18 protein-coding genes are annotated in these 20,656 nt (G+C 62.4%); 13 read left to right on the top strand and 5 right to left on the bottom strand.

Annotated elements, in window-relative coordinates:
* Nucleotides 1-20 precede the first annotated feature (20 nt).
* The 8 genes from C4E04_RS15720 to C4E04_RS15685 all read left to right on the top strand — a co-directional run bounded on the left by C4E04_RS15720 (nt 21) and on the right by C4E04_RS15685 (nt 10,791).
* A complete protein-coding gene (locus C4E04_RS15720) occupies nt 21-1,208 on the top strand; it encodes an ABC transporter substrate-binding protein (protein ID WP_109598838.1) in 1,188 nt (395 codons plus the stop codon).
* 18 nt (nt 1,209-1,226) lie between these two features.
* Nucleotides 1,227-2,300, top strand: coding sequence for an ABC transporter ATP-binding protein (locus C4E04_RS15715; RefSeq protein WP_109598835.1), 1,074 nt, complete (start codon nt 1,227-1,229; stop codon nt 2,298-2,300).
* A 10-nt stretch (nt 2,301-2,310) separates the two neighbouring features.
* Nucleotides 2,311-3,219 carry an ABC transporter permease gene (locus C4E04_RS15710; RefSeq protein WP_109598833.1) on the top strand — a complete coding sequence of 303 codons (909 nt, stop codon included), beginning with the start codon at nt 2,311-2,313 and terminating at the stop codon, nt 3,217-3,219.
* Nucleotides 3,220-3,226: 7 nt separating this feature from the next.
* A complete protein-coding gene (locus C4E04_RS15705) occupies nt 3,227-4,069 on the top strand; it encodes an ABC transporter permease (protein ID WP_109598831.1) in 843 nt (280 codons plus the stop codon).
* Nucleotides 4,070-4,076: 7 nt separating this feature from the next.
* Entirely contained in the window at nt 4,077-5,561 is a 1,485-nt protein-coding gene (locus tag C4E04_RS15700) for a mannitol dehydrogenase family protein (RefSeq protein WP_109598829.1), read from the top strand.
* 20 nt (nt 5,562-5,581) lie between these two features.
* On the top strand, nt 5,582-6,790 hold the full coding sequence (gene manD, locus C4E04_RS15695) for a D-mannonate dehydratase ManD (protein ID WP_109598827.1): 1,209 nt from the start codon (nt 5,582-5,584) through the stop codon (nt 6,788-6,790).
* 136 nt (nt 6,791-6,926) lie between these two features.
* On the top strand, nt 6,927-8,435 hold the full coding sequence (locus C4E04_RS15690; protein WP_109598825.1) for a sensor domain-containing diguanylate cyclase: 1,509 nt from the start codon (nt 6,927-6,929) through the stop codon (nt 8,433-8,435).
* A gap of 154 nt (nt 8,436-8,589) precedes the next feature.
* On the top strand, nt 8,590-10,791 hold the full coding sequence (locus tag C4E04_RS15685; RefSeq protein ID WP_109598823.1) for a malate synthase G: 2,202 nt from the start codon (nt 8,590-8,592) through the stop codon (nt 10,789-10,791).
* A 48-nt stretch (nt 10,792-10,839) separates the two neighbouring features.
* On the opposite strand, the gene C4E04_RS15680 is transcribed toward C4E04_RS15685, so the two are convergent.
* A complete protein-coding gene (locus C4E04_RS15680) occupies nt 10,840-11,865 on the bottom strand; it encodes a biotin-dependent carboxyltransferase family protein (RefSeq protein WP_109598821.1) in 1,026 nt (341 codons plus the stop codon).
* Complete coding sequence (gene pxpB, locus C4E04_RS15675) at nt 11,862-12,608, bottom strand: 5-oxoprolinase subunit PxpB (protein ID WP_109598819.1); 747 nt, start codon at nt 12,606-12,608, stop codon at nt 11,862-11,864. Before pxpB ends, C4E04_RS15680 begins: the two co-directional genes overlap by 4 nt.
* A gap of 195 nt (nt 12,609-12,803) precedes the next feature.
* Here pxpB and C4E04_RS15670 point away from each other — a divergent pair, with 195 nt between their 5' ends.
* Complete coding sequence (locus C4E04_RS15670) at nt 12,804-13,589, top strand: 3-hydroxybutyrate dehydrogenase (RefSeq protein ID WP_109598817.1); 786 nt, start codon at nt 12,804-12,806, stop codon at nt 13,587-13,589.
* Nucleotides 13,590-13,613: 24 nt separating this feature from the next.
* Here C4E04_RS15670 and pip read toward each other — a convergent pair whose 3' ends face one another.
* The gene (gene pip / locus C4E04_RS15665; protein WP_109598815.1) at nt 13,614-14,558 is read right to left on the bottom strand and encodes a prolyl aminopeptidase; all 945 of its coding nucleotides are present in this window, start codon (nt 14,556-14,558) and stop codon (nt 13,614-13,616) included.
* A gap of 186 nt (nt 14,559-14,744) precedes the next feature.
* Between pip and C4E04_RS15660 the strand changes: the two genes are divergently transcribed.
* From C4E04_RS15660 to C4E04_RS15645, 4 genes are read left to right on the top strand one after another with little or no spacing between them, the layout of a single operon-like run.
* The gene (locus tag C4E04_RS15660) at nt 14,745-15,818 is read left to right on the top strand and encodes an extracellular solute-binding protein (protein WP_109598813.1); all 1,074 of its coding nucleotides are present in this window, start codon (nt 14,745-14,747) and stop codon (nt 15,816-15,818) included.
* 53 nt (nt 15,819-15,871) lie between these two features.
* The gene (locus C4E04_RS15655) at nt 15,872-16,972 is read left to right on the top strand and encodes an ABC transporter ATP-binding protein (RefSeq protein ID WP_371682003.1); all 1,101 of its coding nucleotides are present in this window, start codon (nt 15,872-15,874) and stop codon (nt 16,970-16,972) included.
* Nucleotides 16,969-17,832, top strand: coding sequence for an ABC transporter permease (locus C4E04_RS15650; protein ID WP_109598811.1), 864 nt, complete (start codon nt 16,969-16,971; stop codon nt 17,830-17,832). The genes C4E04_RS15655 and C4E04_RS15650 overlap by 4 nt, the downstream gene beginning before the upstream one ends.
* Nucleotides 17,833-17,835: 3 nt before the next feature.
* Nucleotides 17,836-18,675 carry an ABC transporter permease gene (locus C4E04_RS15645; protein WP_109598809.1) on the top strand — a complete coding sequence of 280 codons (840 nt, stop codon included), beginning with the start codon at nt 17,836-17,838 and terminating at the stop codon, nt 18,673-18,675.
* A gap of 100 nt (nt 18,676-18,775) precedes the next feature.
* On the opposite strand, the gene C4E04_RS15640 is transcribed toward C4E04_RS15645, so the two are convergent.
* A complete protein-coding gene (locus tag C4E04_RS15640; protein WP_109598807.1) occupies nt 18,776-19,843 on the bottom strand; it encodes a dipeptidase in 1,068 nt (355 codons plus the stop codon).
* 32 nt (nt 19,844-19,875) lie between these two features.
* Nucleotides 19,876-20,652 carry an ABC transporter ATP-binding protein gene (locus tag C4E04_RS15635; protein ID WP_109598805.1) on the bottom strand — a complete coding sequence of 259 codons (777 nt, stop codon included), beginning with the start codon at nt 20,650-20,652 and terminating at the stop codon, nt 19,876-19,878.
* Between the last annotated feature and the right edge of the window lie 4 nt (nt 20,653-20,656).

Here is a 20,656-nt window from a genome sequence, read left to right as displayed (position 1 = left end):
CGTATAACGGGAGGAAGAGAATGACGGACTATCTGACCAGAAGAACATTCGTCGGCAGCGTAGCCGGCGCCGCGGGCATCGCGGCCTTTGGAGGGCGAGCTTTCGCGCAGCTGGCGCTACCGAAGGAGCCTGTTTCCCTGAACGTCATCGACGTTGCTGGCAACCTGGCGCTGACGCAGAAGGCTATCGAGAACTATCGGAAGGCGAAGCCCAATCTCGTCTCGCGGATTACCTTCACCAAAGCGCCGGCGCCCGAACTTGCGGGTAAGATCAAGGCCCAGCAGGATGCAGGACGGGTGGATATCGACCTGGTTCTGACCGGCACGGATGCACTCTCGGCCGGCATCGAGCAGAAGCTCTGGATCGAGCTTCTCCCTGCCCATGCAAATGCACTCCCCAAGCTCGACGAAATCTATCTTCCGGCCGCGGCGAAGATGCAGACTCTGGCTCAGGGGCAGGGAGTCGTGGTCACCTATTATCCGTCAGGGCCGCTTCTCGAGTATATGCCCGACAAGGTCAAGAACGTGCCGACCACGGCCGAAGAGCTGCTTGCCTGGGCGAAGGCCAACCCCAACCGGCTCATCTATGCACGTCCGGCCAATTCAGGGCCGGGGCGGACCTTCATCATGGGGCTGCCGTATATCCTCGGGGACAGCAATCCTCAGGATCCGGCAAAAGGCTGGGACAAGACCTGGGCCTATCTCAAGGAGCTGGGGCAGTACATTGAGTACTATCCTTCGGGCACCGGCGCGGTGATGAAGGAACTCGGCGAAGGCTCCCGGGACATGACCGTGTCCACCACCGGATGGGACATCAACCCGCGGGTGCTCGGCGTTGTGCCGAAGGAGGCCAAGGTCGCGGCTCTCAAGGGCTTCCACTGGGTGGCGGATGCCCATTACATGTGCGTGCCGAAGGGCCTTTCCAACGAGAAGGTCGCCGTGCTGCTGGACCTGATGAATTTCCTTCTGACGAAGGAGCAGCAGGCCTATACCTATGACGAAGGCTACTTCTATCCCGGTCCGGCCGTGAAGGGCGTGACCTTGGATATGGCCCCGCCGGAAAGCCAGGCAGCCATCAAGGAATATGGCCGTCCCGAATATGAGAAGCTGATCGCCGACAATCCGATCGAGTTGCCTCTCCAGCCTGATCAGATGGTCGTCGCATTCCGCATGTGGGACGAGCAGATCGGCGGTTCGAAGCGTAAGTAAAAAAGAGAGGGACCCGCGATGGCAATCGCACTTTCGCAGTTCCACGAGGTACGGCTCAACGGTGTGAGCCGCGACTTCGGGGCGCTCAATGCCCTGCGCGACATCAACCTGATAATCCAACGCGGGGAGTTCATCGCCTTGCTGGGGCCGTCGGGCTGCGGCAAGTCGACGACGCTGAACTGCATCGCGGGTCTCCTACCTGTCACCGGCGGATCCATCTGGCTCGACAAGAACCGGGTGGATACACTGAAGCCTGAAGAGCGTGGGTTCGGAATGGTGTTCCAGAATTACGCGCTCTTTCCCCATCTCAATGTGCGCCAAAATATCGGCTTCGGCCTTAAGATGCGAGGCGTGGCCAGGGCCGAGATCGAGCGCAAGGTCGACGAGGCCCTGAGCCTCGTTCGCTTGCAGGGGCAGGGGCACAAACTGCCTGGGCAGCTTTCCGGCGGCCAGCAGCAGCGTGTCGCCATCGCGCGCGCCATCGTCATCGAGCCACCTCTCGTACTGATGGATGAACCCCTGTCGAACCTCGATGCAAAGCTCCGTCTTGAGATGCGCGCAGAGATTCGTCGGATTCATAACGAGCTCGGCGCGACTACGATCTACGTGACGCATGATCAGGACGAGGCTCTTTCCCTCGCAGACCGGATCGTCGTGTTGCGAGATGGGGTGGTGCGGCAGGTCGGAACACCTAAGGAGCTTTACGAGGCGCCGGCACATCTCGATGTGGCCGACTTCATGGGCTTCCGGAATAAGCTCAAGGGTACGGCGGTCTCGAGCGACCGCAACCGCACGGTGGTCGAGATCGAGGGGGCTCGGATCAGCGGCGTGACAGGGGAGTCGGTTTCGATCGGAGCTCCGGCCTATGTGGCAATCCGCTCGGACGATCTCGTTGTTGGAGAGCCGGGCGGTAATGCGTTGTCTGTCACGGTCGATACCGCTGAGTATCGCGGCCGGGAGTTCGTCGGTACCGCTCACACGGCAAGTGGCCTCGAACTCGTTTTCCGCTCGCCGCATGCTCTCGAGACCGGCGCGAAGGTTCACCTGCATGTGGACGAGGGACGCGCGCTCGTCTTTGCCGAGCCGGTCTAGGGAGAACGCTATGCACGCGCATGTTCCTGCTCCCGCCGCGACGGCTGGGCCGAGCCTCCGTCAGAAACTCGCCCTTCGGGGCTTCGATGCCGTCACGTTCCTCGTCGTTCCGGCTGCGGTCTTCAGCTTGTGTCTCTTCGTCTATCCGTTCGCTTTCGGCCTCATCCTGTCATTCGAGCCGAAGAACGGGGGGGGGCTCGCCAATTACCAGCGCTTCTTCTCGGATGCTTATCTCTATGACACAATCATCAATACCCTGGCGCTTGCGATCCCGGTGACGGTGCTGAACCTCGTCCTTGCCGTGCCGGTCGCCTTTCGTGTCAGGCTCATGCGGCGCCAGCGTCTCCTGACCACCATCCTCGTTCTGCCGATCACCCTGGGCACCGTCCTGGTCGCCGAGGGACTCCTGAACTATCTCGGGCCTCAGGGATGGTTCAACCGCACCCTCATGACACTGGGGCTCATTTCTCACCCCTTGCGCCTCGTGCACAATTATTGGGGCGTGTTCGCGTCGCTCCTCATCACGGGCTTTCCGTTCACTTTTCTGCTGACGCTGTCTTATGTCACGGGCATCGATCCAGCTCTCGAACAGGCTGGCGCGACCCTGGGCGCGAATGCGTGGCAGCGCTTCCGGCACATCTATCTTCCTCTCCTGATGCCGGGTTTCGCCATTACGTTCTGCCTGTCGTTCGTGCAGGCCTTCTCGGTATTCCCATCCGCTGTCCTGCTGGGCGAGCCGGCAGGGGCAACGCGCGTGATCTCAATTGCGGCCTATCAGGCGGCCTTCGAGGAATACGATTATTCGATGGCGTCTGCCGTCGCGATGATCATGGGTTTCGTTCAGCTTGCAATCGTCGTCGCGGTTCTTGCTGCCCGTGGTTTGTTCTACCGCGGCCCAGCCACCGGCGCGAAAGGATGATGGTTCGATGATCCGCGACACCACTTGGGGAGCCAAGCTCTGGGCCACGGCGGTTTGGGTCCTGGTCGGATTCTTTATTGTCAATCTGCTCGCCATGATCGCAACCGTGGTCACGAGCTCCTTCGCGACGCGGTGGCTGGGTACCTGGCTCCCTGTCGGATGGACCACGCGGTGGTATGCGTCCGCCTGGAGCGAGTTCCAGCTCGGAGACATCCTCATCGTCACGTTCCAGGTGGTCGGCATGGTGGTGGTGATATCCGGCCTGCTGGGCGTGACCGCAGCCTACGCTCTCGCCCGCAGGGATTTCCCAGGCAAGCGACTTCTCGTCCTCCTGTTCCTTCTGCCTCTCCTGATCCCGCCGATCACCTTCGGCATTCCTCTCGCGACTGTGCTCTATCGGACAGGTTTGGCCGGCACCTTCTGGGGTGTCGTCGCGGCCAATTTGGTACCGACCGTGCCGTTCGTCATTCTGGTGATGATCCCCTTCATCGAGCAGATCGACCCGAAGCTCGAAGCGGCTGCGCGTGTGTTCGGCGCCAATACGTTCAAGCTGTTCGTCCATGTGCTGATGCCCTTGCTTCTGCCCGGAATCCTGGCCGCCCTGCTGCTGGTTCTGGTGCGGACCATTGCCATGTTCGAGCTCACCTTCCTGGTCGCAGGGCCGACGAGCCAAACCTTGGTAGTTGCGCTCTACTATGCAGTCTTTGCGGCCGGCGTGCGTGCGGTTCAGTCCATCGACGCCATGGCGGTGATCTACATGGTGACGACCCTGATCTGGCTGATCATCGCCCTGCGCTTCATCAACCCCACTCAGATCGTGACCCGTGCCAAGCAGCAGCCAGCACATTGAGGCCCCCATGACGACGCGTCTGAGCCATGCGGTACTTCCCAGGCTGCCCGCCTCCGTGAAGGTTCCCGGCTATGCCCGGAGCACCGTCACGGCCGGCATCGTGCATCTGGGGATCGGAGCCTTCCACCGTGCTCATCAGGCCGTCTACACGGATGACATCTTGGTTGATGATCCAACATGGGGCATCGTCGCGGCGAGCCTGCGTAATCCTGCGACCCGCGACGCTCTGGAGCCGCAGGATGGCCTCTACACCTTGTCCATTCGTTCGGATGAAGGGGAGAGGCTCAGGGTCATCGGTTCCGTCCTGCAGGTCATCGTGGCTCCAGAGGCGCTGGAGGATCTCATCAGGATCATGTCCGACCCCGCGACGCGGATTGTGTCCCTGACCGTGACCGAGAAGGGCTACTGCTATGATCCAGCGACGGGAGCACTCAACGAAGCCCATCCGGAAATCGTCCACGACCTGTCGCATCCTTCTCTGCCCCGGTCGGCCCCTGGATTGATTGTGGAGGCACTCCGCCGACGCCGGAGCGCAGGTATCCCGCCCTTTGCTGTCATGAGCTGCGACAACCTTCCGGCGAATGGGCGGACCGTGAAGCGCGTTCTGTCCCGCTATGCGGAGATGCTTGATCGCGACCTCGGGGCATTCGTGCGGGAGCATGTGGCATGCCCCTCCACCATGGTGGATCGGATCGTTCCGGCGACGACGGACGAGGACCGTGAGCGGATCTCGCGCCTGCTTGGCGCGACTGATGCCTGGCCCGTGATGACGGAGCCCTTCACGCAATGGGTGATCGAAGATGATTTCCCGCAGGGGCGCCCGGCCTGGGAGAATGCGGGGGCACAGTTCGTCTCCGACGTCGAGCCGTTCGAGCACATGAAGCTGCGGCTTCTCAACGGGAGCCACTCCACGCTAGCGTATCTGGGATATCTGGCAGGCTACGAAACCGTTGCGGACACGATGGCCGATCCGGCCTTCGAACGGTTGATCCAGGGCCTGATGGATGAGGAAGTGACGCCGACCCTGCATCTTCCCCCGGGAACCGACCTTCAATCCTACAAGCAAGCTCTGGTGACACGGTTCAAGAACCCAGCCCTGAGGCATCGGACCGCACAGATTGCCATGGACGGCTCTCAAAAGTTACCGCAGCGCCTTTTGGGAACGGTCAGGGACAGACTGGCTAAGGACGAGCCGATCCGCCGCCTTGCCCTCGGTGTCGCAGCCTGGATGCGATACGTGACGGGGCGCGACGAGCGCGGAGAGCCTATTGATGTGCGCGATCCCATGGCGGAACGCCTGCGTCGTACTGCGGATGAGGCGGGGCCCGAGCCGCGGGATATCGCACAGGGGTTGCTCGGTATTGGCGAGATCTTCGGTGACGACCTACCGCAAAACCAGGCTTTCACAAACGCCGTGACAAGTGCGCTGGACACACTCTTCCGAAAGGGCGCGCAAGCGACCGTTCGCGAAACGACACTTTCCTCCTTCTGACGAGATTTCCGGAAGCGACCATGAAGATCGAGAGAGCTTATTGCATTGTAACCTGCCCCGGCCGGAACTTCGTCACGCTCAAGATCGTGACCGACCAGGGCGTTTACGGGATCGGTGACGCGACCCTGAATGGCCGTGAACTGGCGGTGGCCGCCTATCTCGAGGAGCATGTGATCCCATGCCTCATCGGGCGGGATCCGCAGCAGATCGAGGACATCTGGCAGTATCTGGCCAAGGGAGCCTATTGGCGCCGCGGACCGGTGACCATGTCGGCCATTGCGGCCGTCGATACAGCGCTTTGGGACATCAAGGCGAAGATTGCCGGTCAACCGCTTTACCAGCTTCTCGGTGGAAAGAGCCGCTCGGGGGTCATGGTCTATGGCCATGCCAATGGGAGGGATATTGCCGAAACTGTAGACGCGGTCGGGCACTATCTGTCTCTCGGCTATAAGGCGGTGCGCGCGCAGGCCGGTGTCCCCGGTCTGGACACCGCCTATGGCATCGCACGGGGAAAGCTGTTCTACGAACCGGCGACGAAGGGGCTGCCTGAAGAGCAGATCTGGTCCACCGAAAAGTATCTGAACTTCGCGCCCAAGCTTTTCGACGCCCTGCGTCAGGCCCTTGGGCCCGATTTCCATCTCCTGCACGACGTGCATCATCGTCTGACGCCGATCGAGGCGGCACGGCTCGGCAAAAGCCTGGAGCCTTATCGCCTCTTCTGGATGGAGGACCCGACGCCCGCGGAAAACCAGGATGCGCTCAAGCTCATCCGTCAGCACACGGTCACGCCGATTGCGATCGGCGAGATCTTCAACTCCATTCACGATTGCCGTGAACTGATCCAGAACCAGCTGATCGACTATATCCGGACGACGGTGGTCCGCGCGGGAGGGATCACGCAGCTCCGCAAGATTGCCGCTCTGGCCGAGCTCTATCAGGTCCGAACCGGCTCTCATGGGGCTACCGACCTTTCTCCCGTCTGCATGGGGGCGGCCCTACACTTCGATCTCTGGGTGCCGAATTTCGGAATTCAGGAATACATGCGCCATACGGAGCAGACGGACGAGGTCTTCCCTCACGCTTACACGTTTGCCGACGGCTTCCTCTACCCTGGAGATGCTCCCGGGCATGGGGTGGACATTGATGAGAAGCTCGCCGCCAAATATCCGTATGAGCGCGCCTATCTGCCTGTGGCTCGCCTTGAGGATGGCACTATGTGGAGCTGGTAGGGCGGAATACCGAGCACGATAGAAACGATATGGAGTTGCTTTCTGCAAGTTCCATCTAGGTTCCGGGAACGGCTTGCGATAAAGCGATGGAAGGGGCACTCCTCCATGCCCCTTCACCAGGGCTGACAGACGCTCCATGCCGCTTTCTCAAACCGATCCTACACTGAAGGCCGGTGGCGGCCTCAATGATGATGCCGAGATGTTCGACCTCGCGCCCGTCTCCCTATGGCTCGAGGATTACAGCGGTATCAGGTCCCTCTTCGAGACATGGCGGCGCGACGGCGTTACTTCGTTGCGCGAATATCTTGAGGAAGATCCGCGCCGAGTTCAGATCTGCTCCGATTGTATTCGTGTTCTCAAGGTCAATCGAAAGACACTGGCGCTGTTTGAAGCCGAAGATCTTCCGCACCTCGTGCAGAACCTCGGGCATATATTCCGAAATGACATGCTGAAGACCCATATCGACGAGCTGGTGCAGCTCTGGGACGGGCAGGGCGAGTTCTTCAGCAACACGGTCAACTATACTCTGTCGGGCCGTCGTCTCGATATTCAGCTGAAGGGGACGATCCTTCCTGGTCATGAGAATGACTGGGAACGGGTTCTGATCGCCATCGAGGATGTCACCGAACGTGAGACGGCCCGGCGGATGCTCGCTCAAAGCGAGGAATATGCGCGGGGCCTCTTCGAACACTCTCCGATTTCGCTCTGGGTCGAGGATTTCAGCAGCGTCAAGCGGCTCCTTGATGAGGTCCGTGACAGAGGCATCAGCGATTTTCGCGTGTTCACGGATGTCCATCCGGAATTCGTCGAGCGCTGTATGAGCGAGATCCGCGTGATCGACGTGAACCAGCATACGCTCGAACTGTTTGCCGCTCCCGACAAGGACACCCTGCTTCGGAGCCTGCCCGAGGTTTTTCGCGACGACATGCAGCCCCATTTCAGAGAGCAGCTCATCGATCTCTGGGAGGGAAGAATTTTCCAGAGACGGGAGGTGATGAACTACTCGCTCCTGGGCGATGAGCTGCATCTCCATCTCCAATTCTCGGTCCTTCCGGGCCACGAGCATGATTGGTCTCTCGTCCAGGTGGCGCTGACGGATATCACGGCCCGCAAGAAGGCCGAGGCCTATCTGGAATATCTCGGCAAGCATGATGTCCTGACGAAGCTCTGCAACCGCTCGTTCTTCGTCGACGAGCTGAACCGTCTCGAGCGCAAGGGTCCTTTCCCGGTCACGATCATCGTGGCGGATCTCAACGGCCTGAAGGCGACGAACGATCAGCTTGGTCATGCGGCTGGGGATGCGTTGCTTCGTCGTGCCGGTGAGGTTCTGAATGAGGCAATCCAGAAACCTGCTTATGCGGCCCGTATCGGCGGGGACGAATTCGCACTTCTTCTCCCGAGCACCAATGAGCGCGAGGGAGCAATGGTCATGGAGAACATCGAGCGTCTGCTCGTCGTGAACAACCAGTTTTATTCAGGTCAAGTTCTGAGCTTCGCCATAGGGATGGCCACGGGGGATCGCGGCCAGCGTCTCGAGGACATCGTGAAGAAAGCCGATCTGGCGATGTATGAGGCGAAGCGTGCCTTTTATGCGCATGGGCTCGCAACCCAGTCGCTCAACCCAGAGGGCGGACGCATCTCCTGACGGGAGTGTCGGCCCGACAATGCCGGTCTCCCGAAGGCTGGGTTCTTGGCGGGATAGAGGGTGGCCTATCGACCTTTTGGTAAATCTCCCCTCCTTTTTCCCGCAAGGGGCCTTAAGATAGGCTGCGGGCGAATAGGCCAGGAAAGCGGGAATAATGAAGCGTATCCAGATGCATGGTTTGCAGATTGCGCCGGTCCTCTACGATTTCGTCAATGAAGAGGCCCTGGACGGGACAGGCCTGTCGCCGGAAGGGTTCTGGAGCGGTCTTGCAGGTCTTGTACGAACCTTCGCTCCCCGCAATCGTGACCTTCTTGCAACCCGCGACCGGTTGCAGGACCAGATCGATGCCTATCACCGGGACCGCGCGGGGCAGGCCTTCGATCAGGCCCATTACGAGAATTTTCTACGCGAAATCGGCTATCTGCGCCCTGAGCCGGCGACTTTTTCTGTCGGTACGGCAAATGTGGATGAGGAAATTGCCCGGCTGGCCGGCCCTCAGCTCGTCGTGCCGGTCTCCAATGCGCGCTATGCCCTGAATGCCGCCAATGCCCGCTGGGGCTCCCTCTACGATGCCCTGTATGGAACGGACGTCATCTCCGAAGAGGGCGGAGCCGGCCGGAGCGGGGGCTACAACAAGGTGCGGGGCGGGGAGGTCGTTGCCTGGGTCAGGGATTTCCTCGACCGGGCGGTTCCCCTGGCGGCAGGAAGCCATAAGGATGCGGTCGCTTATACGGTGGAGCAGGGGGTCTTCACGGTCAGGCGCAAGGACGGAACGGAGACCGGACTTGCCGATCCAATGCAGTTCGTCGGCTATCAGGGCGAGGCCGGGCAGCCCTCAGGAGTTCTCCTTCGCCATCACGGCCTGCATCTCGATATCCGCGTCGACCACACCAGCCCAATCGGGTCCGAGGATCCGGCAGGCGTAGCAGACGTGATCGTCGAGGCTGCCCTGTCGACAATCATGGATCTGGAAGACAGCGTCGCGGCCGTCGATGCGGACGACAAGGTGGAGGTCTATCGCACCTGGCTCGGCCTCATGAAGGGAGATCTTGTCGAGCGCTTCGACAAGAACGGCCGGACGATCGAGAGGCGCCTCAATCCTGATCGCGTCTATCGCGCCCCGTCCGGCGAGGAGGTGCGCCTCCACGGCCGCAGCCTGATGCTCGTGCGCAACGTCGGGCATCACATGTTCACCGATGCGGTTCTCGATCAGGACGGGAGGGAAATTCCCGAAACCGTGCTCGACGCGGCGATCACGTCCCTGATCGGAATCCAGGACCTGCGCGGAGCGGGAGAGGTCCGGAACAGCCGCACCGGGTCGATCTACATCGTCAAGCCCAAGATGCATGGGCCGGACGAGGTGGCCTTTGCGAACGACCTGTTCGCCGCCGTGGAGGACATGCTGTCGCTGCCGCGCAATACGCTCAAGATGGGCATCATGGACGAAGAGCGGCGCACCACGGTCAACCTGAAGGCTGCCATTCGCGCGGCCGCGGAGCGCATTTTCTTCATCAACACGGGCTTCCTGGACCGTACCGGCGATGAGATCCACACCTCCATGGAAGCGGGCCCTATGGTCCGCAAAAACGACATGAAGGCGATGCCGTGGATCAAGGCGTACGAGGACAACAACGTCGATGTGGGTCTCGCCTGTGGCCTGCCCGGCAAAGCCCAGATCGGCAAAGGCATGTGGGCCGCGCCCGACAAGATGGCCGACATGCTGGCGCAGAAGATCGCGCATCCGCGCGCAGGAGCGAACACCGCCTGGGTGCCGTCTCCGACGGCAGCCACGCTTCACGCCCTGCATTATCACGAGGTCGACGTTCACGCCCGTCAGCGTGAGCTGAAGGCCCGCCCCCCCGCGAAGCTCTCCGACATCCTGACCATTCCCGTGTCCCAGTCGAACTGGGCGCCCGAGGCCGTGCAGGAGGAGATCGACAACAACTGCCAGGGCATCCTGGGTTACGTGGTCCGCTGGGTCGATCAGGGAATCGGGTGCTCCAAGGTGCCGGACATCCACGATGTCGGTCTCATGGAAGACCGTGCCACCCTGCGCATCTCGAGCCAGCATCTCGCCAACTGGCTGCTCCATGGGGTCGTGACCGAGGAGCAGGTGATGCAGGCGCTCAAGCGCATGGCGGAGGTCGTCGACCGCCAGAATGCCGGCGATCCGCTTTATCGGCCGATGGCTCCAAGCTTCGATGGCCCTGCCTTCCAGGCTGCCTGCGACCTGGTTTTCAAAGGCCGGGAGCAGCCCAACGGCTATACGGAATGGATCCTGCACCGCCGCCGTCGTGAGGCTAAAGCTCAGGGGGCGCCGGACCGGATCGAGCAGAGTGGCGTCAGGACATCATAGGCGCCGCTCCTCGGCGCGGCTTGTGTGACGGGGCCCTGAGAGCGTCTCTTACTCCGGCAATACCGGGTCCAATGCGTGAACGGTGCCGCCGATCAGGTTGGCTGCCAGCAAATCTTCGGTCGTCGGTGTCCATCGGAGGGGAATAAGGGCAGCTGGAAGGGATTCCACCCATGCCTTGAAGGCGCGGGCTGCGGCCACCGCCTCGTCCCGATCGACGGCGCGGAACCGGATCGGGGAGCCCGGCCTCACCTGTGCGAGGCGGTCGAGATCGGCGCTGATCACGGTGGCGATCTTCGGGTAGCCCCCGGCGGTCTGGCGGTCGCGCATCAGGACAATCGGCTGACCGCTGCCCGGCACCTGGATATGGCCCTCGACGATCCCGTCGGAGACGATATTGAAACCCTTGGCATGTGCCAGCGTGGGACCTGTGAGCTGGAAGCCCATACGATCCGCATGGGAGCTGACAGTGAATTCGCTCTCAAGAAAGGCGCGGATCGCTTCTGGCGCAAAGTAATCGTCTTGCGGCCCGAGCATGACGCGGATAGGGCCGTCCTCCTGCGCAAAATCGGCCGGAAGGTGCATATGAGCCCCTGGATGAGCGGTTTCCCGACATTCAAGGAGGTCTCCCGCCTGCAGCGGGCGCCCTTCGAGCCCTCCCATACGGGAGCGAAGATGAAGGGACTGGCTCCTAAGTTGGGGAGGGGCCGAAAAGCCACCCGCCACGGCCAGATAGGCGAAGGTCCCGCTTCTGGCAGGACCGATCTCGGCCGTCTGCCCGTCCTCGAGCGTCGCAGTGCTGCGTGGCGGGACAGGTTTGCCGTCGATCTTCAGGACGCAATCCGCGCCGGCGACAGCGATATGGAGATCGCCGCCACTTACCGACAGGATACCGCCGAGATGCACGAACTCGATGGCGGCGGTCCAGGGCGGGTTTCCGACAAGGGCGTTGGCCAGGGCCAAGCCGCGCCGATCCATGGCGCCGGATGGCGAGACGCCGAAGCGCTGATATCCGTATCGCCCATGGTCCTGAAGGGACGTCATGGGGCCGCAGGACTTCACGACGAGGGCGGTCATGGCGTCACCTGTTCGGCGACCGGCTCTCCGGCTTCTGCGGCGCGCTCCAGGGCTGCCCAACGCGCTTCGTCGATGGGATCGAAGACGATCTCGTCTCCGGCCGAGAAGAGGAAGACAGGGTCGCGATCCGGCGCATAGCTTCGAACCGGGGTACGGCCCAAAAGGTGCCAGCCGCTCGGGCATTCGATCGACGCGACGGCGGCCTGAGCTCCGCCGATGATGATGGAGCCTGCGGGGATCCTGGCGCGGGGCTGGACACGGCGCGGGGTCGCAAGTTGCGGGTCGAGACCGCCGAGATAGGCGAAGCCGGGCATGAAGCCGATCATATAGATACGGTAGACCGCCCCGGCATGCAGCTCGATCAGGCGCGAAGGGCTCATGCCGTGGCGCTCGGCCACGTCGTCAAGATCGCTGCCATAGGCGCCGCCATAGACGACAGGTACCTTCCAGCGCCGCCCCGCGACGGTTTGCGATGTCAGCGCCTGGGCTTCCGACAGCAGCCGCTGTGACAGACCCGCGTAATCGGCCATTGTAGGGTCGAAATGCACCATCAGGGAGCGATAGGTCGGAACCGTCTCGAGGATGCCCGGCACCGCCGCTACGCGCAGGGCGTCATCCAGGGCCAGGACCTTGCCGTTGATCTCCGGGTCGATGGTATCCCCGAACTCGACCGACAGAGCGCAATCGCCGCATGGAAGGATTCTGGGTGCCTGCACTGTGGACCTGTCGAGAGATGCGTTCATGCTCAATCGCCCATCTCACATCGGGGCCAGGGGTTCAATGGCTCTTCCTGGATCGACGCAATGCCCCGAGAGCATGACGGAAGCGTGTCCGTCGGCCCCGGAGAGGGAGAAAATTCATGGACTCCCGCCGCTTGCCCGCCCCATGTTATGCCAGAGCCTTGCGTGAAGCCTCTATCAGGATATCCGGAGCACGTCATGACCTTGAAGTCCAAGACAGCCGTCGTCACCGGCTCGACCAGCGGCATCGGCCTTTCCATCGCACGGGCCCTCGCGAAAGAGGGGGCGTCTGTTGTCCTGAACGGATTCGGTCCGGCCGAGGAAATCGAGAAGAACCGGGCCGAAATCGAGGGCAGCTTCGGCGTCAAGGCCATCTACTCCCCTGCCGACATGACCAAGCCCGAGGAGATCGCCGGTATGATCCGCCTCGCCGAGGAGACCTTCGGGGGTGTCGATATCCTCGTCAACAATGCCGGTATCCAGTTCGTCTCCCCGGTTGAGGACTTTCCCGTCGAGAAATGGGACCAGATCATCGCGATCAATCTCTCGTCGGCCTTCCATGCGATCCGGGCGGCGCTTCCAGGAATGAAGGCGCGCAAGTGGGGACGCATCATCAATACGGCCTCGGCCCATTCTCTCGTCGCTTCGCCCTTCAAGTCGGCTTATGTGGCGGCCAAGCACGGCATTGCCGGGCTGACGAAAACGGTCGCGCTGGAGGCCGCCACCTCCGGTGTCACGGTCAATTGCATCAGTCCGGGCTATGTCTGGACGCCGCTCGTCGAAAAGCAGATTCCGGACACCATGAAGGCGCGGAACATGACCAAGGAGCAGGTCATCAACGACGTCCTGCTCGAGGCTCAGCCGACCAAGCAGTTCGTGACCCCCGACCAGGTGGCGGCCCTCGCGGTGTTCCTCTGCTCCGACGCCGCCAGTCAGATCACGGGCACCAACCTCTCCATGGACGGCGGCTGGACGGCGGAGTAACGCATCGCGGTGCGGCGCGGGGACTTAAGTCCCCGTGAAGGCGTCCGTCGCCTCGACGAGATAGTGCAGGATGCCAGGCTCCGTATAGGCATGGCCGGCATCCTGCACCATGACGAACCGGGCTTCCGGCCAAGCCTTGTGAAGCGCCCAGGCGGTCGCCGGCGGCGTCGCCACGTCGTAGCGACCCTGGACGATGACACCGGGAATGTCCCGCAGGCGATGAGCGTCCCGCAGAAGCTGCCCCTCCTCGAAGAAGCCTCCATTCACGAAATAGTGGTTCTCGATCCTGGCGAAGGCCAGGGCGTAGTGATCGTCTCCGAACTGGTCCGAGTAGTCCTGGTCCGGAAGCAGGGTGATCGTTTCACCTTCCCAGAGGCTCCAGGCCTTTGCGGCCTCCAACCGGACCGCCATGTCCGGACCGGTCAGGCGGCGGCGATAGGCGGCCATCAGGTCGCCACGCTCCTCGGGCGGGATGGGCGCCAGAAAACGCTCCCACTTGTCCGGGAACATCCAGGAAGCACCTTCCTGATAATACCAGAGAAGCTCGGAGCGCCTCAGGGTGAAGATGCCCCGCACAATGAGTTCGCTGACCCGCTCGGGGTGAGTTTCCGCATAGGCAAGGGCCAGGGTGCTGCCCCAGGAGCCGCCGAACACCATCCACTTTTCAGCACCCACCATGGTGCGGAGCCGCTCCATATCGGCCACCAGGTCCCAGGTCGTGTTGTGATCGAGGCTGGCATAGGGGGTCGAGCGCCCGCAGCCACGCTGATCGAAGAGCAGGATCTTGTATTTCTCCGGATTGAACAGGCGGCGCTGCGACGGCGAGCAGCCGCCGCCGGGGCCTCCGTGAAGGAAAACCACGGGCTTTCCGTTCGGATTGCCGCATAGCTCCCAATAGACCCGATGGCCGTCGCCGACATCGAGCAAGCCATGGTCGTAGGGTTCGATCGGGGGGTAGAGGGTACGCATGGTCAAGCTCCGGATGAGCACCTTTCATATCCCGTGGCCCAGCCCCTTGTCAGCCGTCCAGGTGAAATTGAGCCGGCTCGGAAACCGGAGCATAATCCTTTCAAGGCAGTAGCGCGTCGTCCGGCTGTCATATAGTTTTGCAACTGGGGAACACGGGCCGAACCCGGACCATAATGGAGGATTACGATGTTGACCAAACGCGCCAGCCTGAAGCTGGCTACGGCTTTCGCCGCCCTCATGATCGCTGGCGGCGCGCAGGCAGCCGAGAAGCTGCGGCTCCTCACATGGGCGGATTACGCACCGGCCGACGTGGTGCAGCAATTCACCAAGGAAACCGGCATCGAAGTCGAGATCACGCTTTCAAACAACGAGGAAATGATCTCGAAGCTGCGCGCCACCCAGGGCTCTGGCTTCGATCTCGTCCAGCCGAGCCAGGACCGCATCGCTGGACCGCAGCAGGAGTTCGGCATCTACAAGCCGCTGGACATGTCGAAGCTGAAGTCCGACCTCTTCATCGCGTCGATGCTTGAGGCGACCAAGAAGAACACCACCGTCGACGGCAAGGTTTACGGTGTGCCGCACATCTGGGGAACGGACGGGCTCGTGGTTAACACGAAGGCGGCCCCGAACGTTGCCGACTATCCGGATCTCTGCAGCGCCGCGGTCGCCGGAAAGTCGAGCTTCCGCGCCAAGCGCCCGACGCTCATCGCCTTCGCGTTCGCCAACGGCATGGATCCCTTCGCGGCCTATAAGGACCAGAAGAAATATGCCGAGATGATGGAGAAGGTCGGCGCCAAGCTTGCCGAGTGCAAGAAGAACGTGAAGTTCTTCTGGGACGGCAAGGACCAGCTCCTGAACGCCCTGCGCTCCGGTGAAGTGGTCGCCGCCATGGCTTGGGACACGGGCGGTTGGAAGCTGAATTCCGAGAATCCGGACATCAAGTTCATCGCACCGAAATCCGGCGCGCTGGGCTGGGTTGATACCTTTGCGATCCCGGCCAAGGGCCGTAACGACGACGCGGCCTATAAGTGGATTAACTTCAACATGCGTCCCGAGATTGCCGCGAAGGTGGCTGCGTCCGCCGGCAATTTCACGGCCTCTAACGGCGCCGACAAGCTGATGCAGGGCAAGCTGAAGGACCAGTTCGCCGAGAGCTTCCCGAAGGCCGCGATCGACAACATCAAGTGGTATCCGGCCGTTCCGGCTGGAATCGAGGAGATCGAGGGCAAGGTTCTCGACCGCCTGAAGGCCGGTTCGTAACGCGCCGCTCTCTGCCATTGTCATCCCCCGGCTTGGCCGGGGGATGAGTTTTCATGCGTACGGTGCCCATGGCTTCCTCCAGCGATCTCGACCTCCTCAACGTCACCAAGCGGTTCGGTTCCCACCTCGCCGTGAACGACGTGTCCTTCTCCGTTGCCCCTGGTGAGTTCTTCTCGATCCTCGGCCCGTCCGGCTGCGGCAAGACCACGCTCATGCGCATGATCGCCGGTTTCGAGGAGCCCACATCCGGCGATATCCGCATCCGCGGCACATCGATGGTCGGGGTGCCGGCCAACCGTCGCCCGGTCAACATGGTGTTCCAGAGCCTGGCGCTCTTTCCCATGATGAGCGTCGGCGAGAACGTGGCCTACGGCCTGATCTGCCGGGGCGTTGGGCGGGCGGAGGCGGAACGGCGCGCGATGCTCATGCTGGAGCGCGTGGGTCTGAAAGGCTTTGCCGAGCGCCGGGTCACCGCCCTGTCGGGCGGTCAGCGGCAGCGCGTCGCCATCGCCCGCTGCCTGGTGCTGGAGCCGACACTCGTGCTTCTCGACGAGCCGCTGGGCGCCCTCGACCTCAAGCTGCGCGAGCACATGAAGATCGAGCTCAAGCAACTTCAGGCCACCTTCAACACCACCTTCGTCTACATCACGCACGACCAGTCCGAGGCGCTGGTCATGTCCGACCGGATCGCCGTGATGAACCAGGGCCGCTTCGAGCAGGTGGGAAGCCCGCGGGAGCTTTACCACAACCCCATGACGCCCTTCGTGGCGAGCTTCGTCGGAGAAACGAACCGCTGGGCCGGGGAGGGGGGCGGCGAGGCCTCCGGAACCGCAAAGGTGAGGCTCGCCTCGGGCGGCGTCGTCCAGGGCATGGGGGCCGTGTCGGCGAAATCGGTGCTTTGCTTCGTCCGGCCGGAGGCCATCGCCCTTTCATCGGACGTAACGAGCCTGCAGGCTCTTCCGAACCGCTTCGAGGGGCGTGTGGCAGCCGTGTTGTTCGATGGCGCCAATTCGAGCCTTCTGATCGACACGGCCGGTTTCGACCAGCCAATCCGAGCGGTCCTGCCTCAGGCCGGGCCTCTGGCCGGGATCGAGGTCGGCGCTCCGATCCATGTCGGCTGGACTGCGGATGCCATGAAGGTCTTCGCGGCATGAAACCGGCGCAGCGCCTGACCCTTTTCCTGCTGCTGGCGCCGGCCCTGATCTGGCTCGGCCTTCTGATCGTTCTCCCACATGTGGAGATCCTGATCCTGTCCTTGAGCGAACGCGTTGGGCCGCGGGTCTACCGGTTCGGCCTCGGCAATTATCTGGAATTCTTCACGGAGCCGCTCTACTGGCGCACCTTCGCGCGTACGGCGATCATGTCGATCCTCGTCACGGCGCTGACGCTGGTGCTCGCCTTCCCGATCGCGCTCTATATCGCCCGCGTCGCGCAGGGCCGCCTGAAGGCGATGCTGCTTCTCCTGTGTCTGCTGCCGTTCTGGGTGTCCGAGCTCGTCAGGACCCTGGGCTGGATGATCCTCCTGCGCGAGACGGGCCTTATCTCCTACCTGCTTCAGAGCACAGGCCTCGCGAGCCAGCCGGTCGAGATGCTCTACAACGACGGCGCCGTCATCCTCGGCCTCGTCTATGGCGGACTGCTGTTCATGATCGTGCCGCTCGCCAATGCGCTCGAAAGCCTGGAACCATCGGTGGTCGAGGCGGGATATGATCTCGGAGGGAGCCGCTGGACCGTTCTGCGGAGAATCGTCATCCCGCATGCCATGCCGGGCATCGTTGCGGGTTCCATCATCGTCTTCATGCTCACGGTCGGCAATTTCGCGACGCCGGTGCTGCTGGGAGGCAAGAATGGGCTGTGGTTCACCGAGCAGATCTATGCGCAGTTCATCACGCGCTTCAACTGGCCGCAGGGTGCCGCCTTCGGCATGCTTCTGCTCGTCCTTTCATCCGTGATCGTCTGGGCCGGCCTGCGTCTGAGCGGGCAGGGCCTTGGAACGACCCTCCGGCAGGCTTGAGCCATGAACCGTCCGACCATCGCCTGGAAGCTCTATATCGCGGCGTTTTATCTGTTCCTGTTCGCGCCGCTCCTGGTCGTCGCGATCTTCGCCTTTAATGCCAGTCCGTTCCCGTCGCCGCCCTGGAGAGGCTGGACACTGGAATGGTTCATCGGGAACGGTTCGGCTTTCGGCAAGCCCGGCGTCCTTGTCGATCCGATCTGGCTCGACAGTATCGGCAACAGCCTGAAGGTTGCGATCCCGGTGGCGCTTCTTGCCGTTCTCATCGGCACGGTCAATGCCTGGGTGCTGGAGCGGGCGGAATTTCCCGGCAAGTCCTTAGTCGCCATGATGATGCTCTGGCCCCTGGTCATCCCGGGCGTCATCCTCGGCATATCGATCCTTGCATTCTTCTCTCGGGTCGCGAACGGCTTGGAGGAGGCTCTTCAGACGGATCTCGATCCCCTTCGTCCGGGATTGCCGCTCGTCATTCTCGGCCAGTTGTCGTTCATCCTCACCATTGCGACGCTGATCATTGCGGCGCGCTTGCGCAAATTCGACCGTGCGCTCGAGGAGGCGGCCTTCGATCTCGGCGCGAGCCGGGCACATGTGCTGAGGACCGTCACGTTGCCCTTCCTACGGCCTGCGCTCATCGGGGCGGGGCTGGTCGCGCTGCTCATGTCGTTCGAGAACTTCAACACGACCCTGATGTTGGTCGGTTCCGAGCCGCCCCTGCCGATCACCATGTATGGCCAGATGCGCGAAGGCGCGACCCCGGCTATCAATGCCGTCAGCCTGCTGCTGATGCTGGGTGTCGGCGGAATTGCCAGTCTCTTCGCCCTGACGTCGAAGGCGCAAGCCTGAGCCGCAAAGCTTCGGAGCCGCCCCACGTCCGTGGAACGGCTCCGCTCTTGAGGATCTCATTTGCCGGTGAGGCGGCCGGCCCGTCTCACCATTCGCGTTTCTAGGCGCCCCAGGTGCGCTCCAGGACGTTGATCCAGTTCTCGTAGCAGAGCTTGCGCAGGGTGGCTTCGTCATAGCCGTGCCGACGCATGGCATCGACAAGCCGTGGCAGGCCGCGCGCATCGCCGATTTCCGCCGGAATGGTGGCGCCATCGAAGTCGGAGCCCAAGCCGACACCGTCGACGCCCACATGCTCGATGAGGTGGTCCATATGCTGGATCATTTCCTCAAGGGTCGTCTCGTCACTGCGCAGGCCGTCCGCGCGGATGAAGGAAGTCGCGAAGTTGACACCCACCATGCCGCGGCTCTCGCGAATGGCTGCGAGCTGCTTGTCGGTCAGGTTGCGCGAATGGGGGCAGATGGCGTGAGCGTTGGAATGCGTCGCCACGAGGGGAGCATCGGTCAGCTTCGCCACGTCCCAGAACCCCTTCTCGTTGAGGTGGGACAGATCGATCATGATCTTGAGGCGGTTGCACGCCTTGATCAATTCCTTGCCGAGGTCGGTCAGGCCGGGTCCCGTATCGGGGCTCGACGGATAGCGGAACGGCACGCCGTGCCCGAAGATGTTGGAGCGGCTCCAGACTGGCCCGATGGAACGCAGACCGCTGCCGTAGAGCACATCGAGCATGTACAGATCGGGATCGATCCCCTCTGCGCCCTCGATGTGCAGGATGGCTGCAAGGGCGCCCCTCTTCATGCACTCTCGAATGTCCGCGGCAGTGCGGCACACCTTGACCTCGCCCTTGGAGGCGCGCTCGATCCGAAGCAGCAGGGCGGCCATATGGACAGTGACCTGCTGGCTATGATCGAGACGCAGCGGCCCAGGGAGCGGTACGTCGTATTGCGGCTGGGACATCAGCGCGTCCACATCGACGCCGCCTCCCTCCGAGGGGACGTAGACCGCGAAGAAGCCGCCCGCAAAGCCACCTTCCTTCATGCGCGGCCAGTCCAGATGGCCGATATTGTCGCCTTCCAGAAAGGCACGCTCGGGCTGCATCTTGCCGCGCATCAGGCGCAAGAGAACGTCATTGTGGCCGTCGAAGACCGGCATCAGGGAAGATTGGGACATGGGCTCACGCAGGCTGGTGGAATGTGGAAGGACTAGGAGGCAACGGTTGTGGCTTTCACCGCATCCCGCGAGAAACCGCGGCTCGCCTCGATCAGTTCGCGCGTGTAGCTGCTCGAGGCCTGGCCGGAGCGGAGAGCCGCAGCGGTGGTTTCCTCGACGCCTTCGCCATGGCGCATGACGAGAAGCCGGTCGCACAGATGCGCAACGACGGCGAGATCGTGGCTGACGAGGATGTAGGTCAGGCCCATCTTGCGCCGCAACTCGTCGAGCAGGTTCAGGATTTCCGCCTGCACGGAAGCATCGAGCGCGGAGGTCGGCTCGTCGAGGAGCAGGACCTTCGGGCGCAGGATCAGCGCCCGCGCGATGGCGATGCGCTGGCGTTGGCCGCCGGAGAGCTGGTGCGGATAGCGGAACCGGAACGAGGGCCCGAGGCCGACTTCGCGCAGGGCCTGCAGAATGCGTGCCTCCGCATCCTTCTCGCCATGGATGGCGAGCGGCTCGGACAGGGTCCGATCAACCGTGTGGCGCGGGTGCAGCGAAGCATAGGGATCCTGAAAGACCATCTGCACGGTGCGGTAGAAGGCCTTGTCCCGGGGCGTTTTCACGGCCTGCCCGTCAACGAGCACGCGGCCCGCGGAAATCGGCGCGAGACCGCAGATGGCCCTCAGGACCGTCGACTTGCCCGAACCGGATTCCCCGACGAGCCCGTAAGAGGCGCCTGCTTCCACATGAAAGCTGACATCCTTCACAGCCTCGACGCGCAGACGGCCCGTTCCGTAGACGACTTTGAGGTTCTGAATATCGAGCATCGGA

The sequence above is a fragment of the Microvirga sp. 17 mud 1-3 genome (assembly GCF_003151255.1).
Classification (GTDB): Bacteria; Pseudomonadota; Alphaproteobacteria; order Rhizobiales; family Beijerinckiaceae; genus Microvirga.
This window is presented reverse-complemented; position numbering and strand designations above follow the sequence as displayed.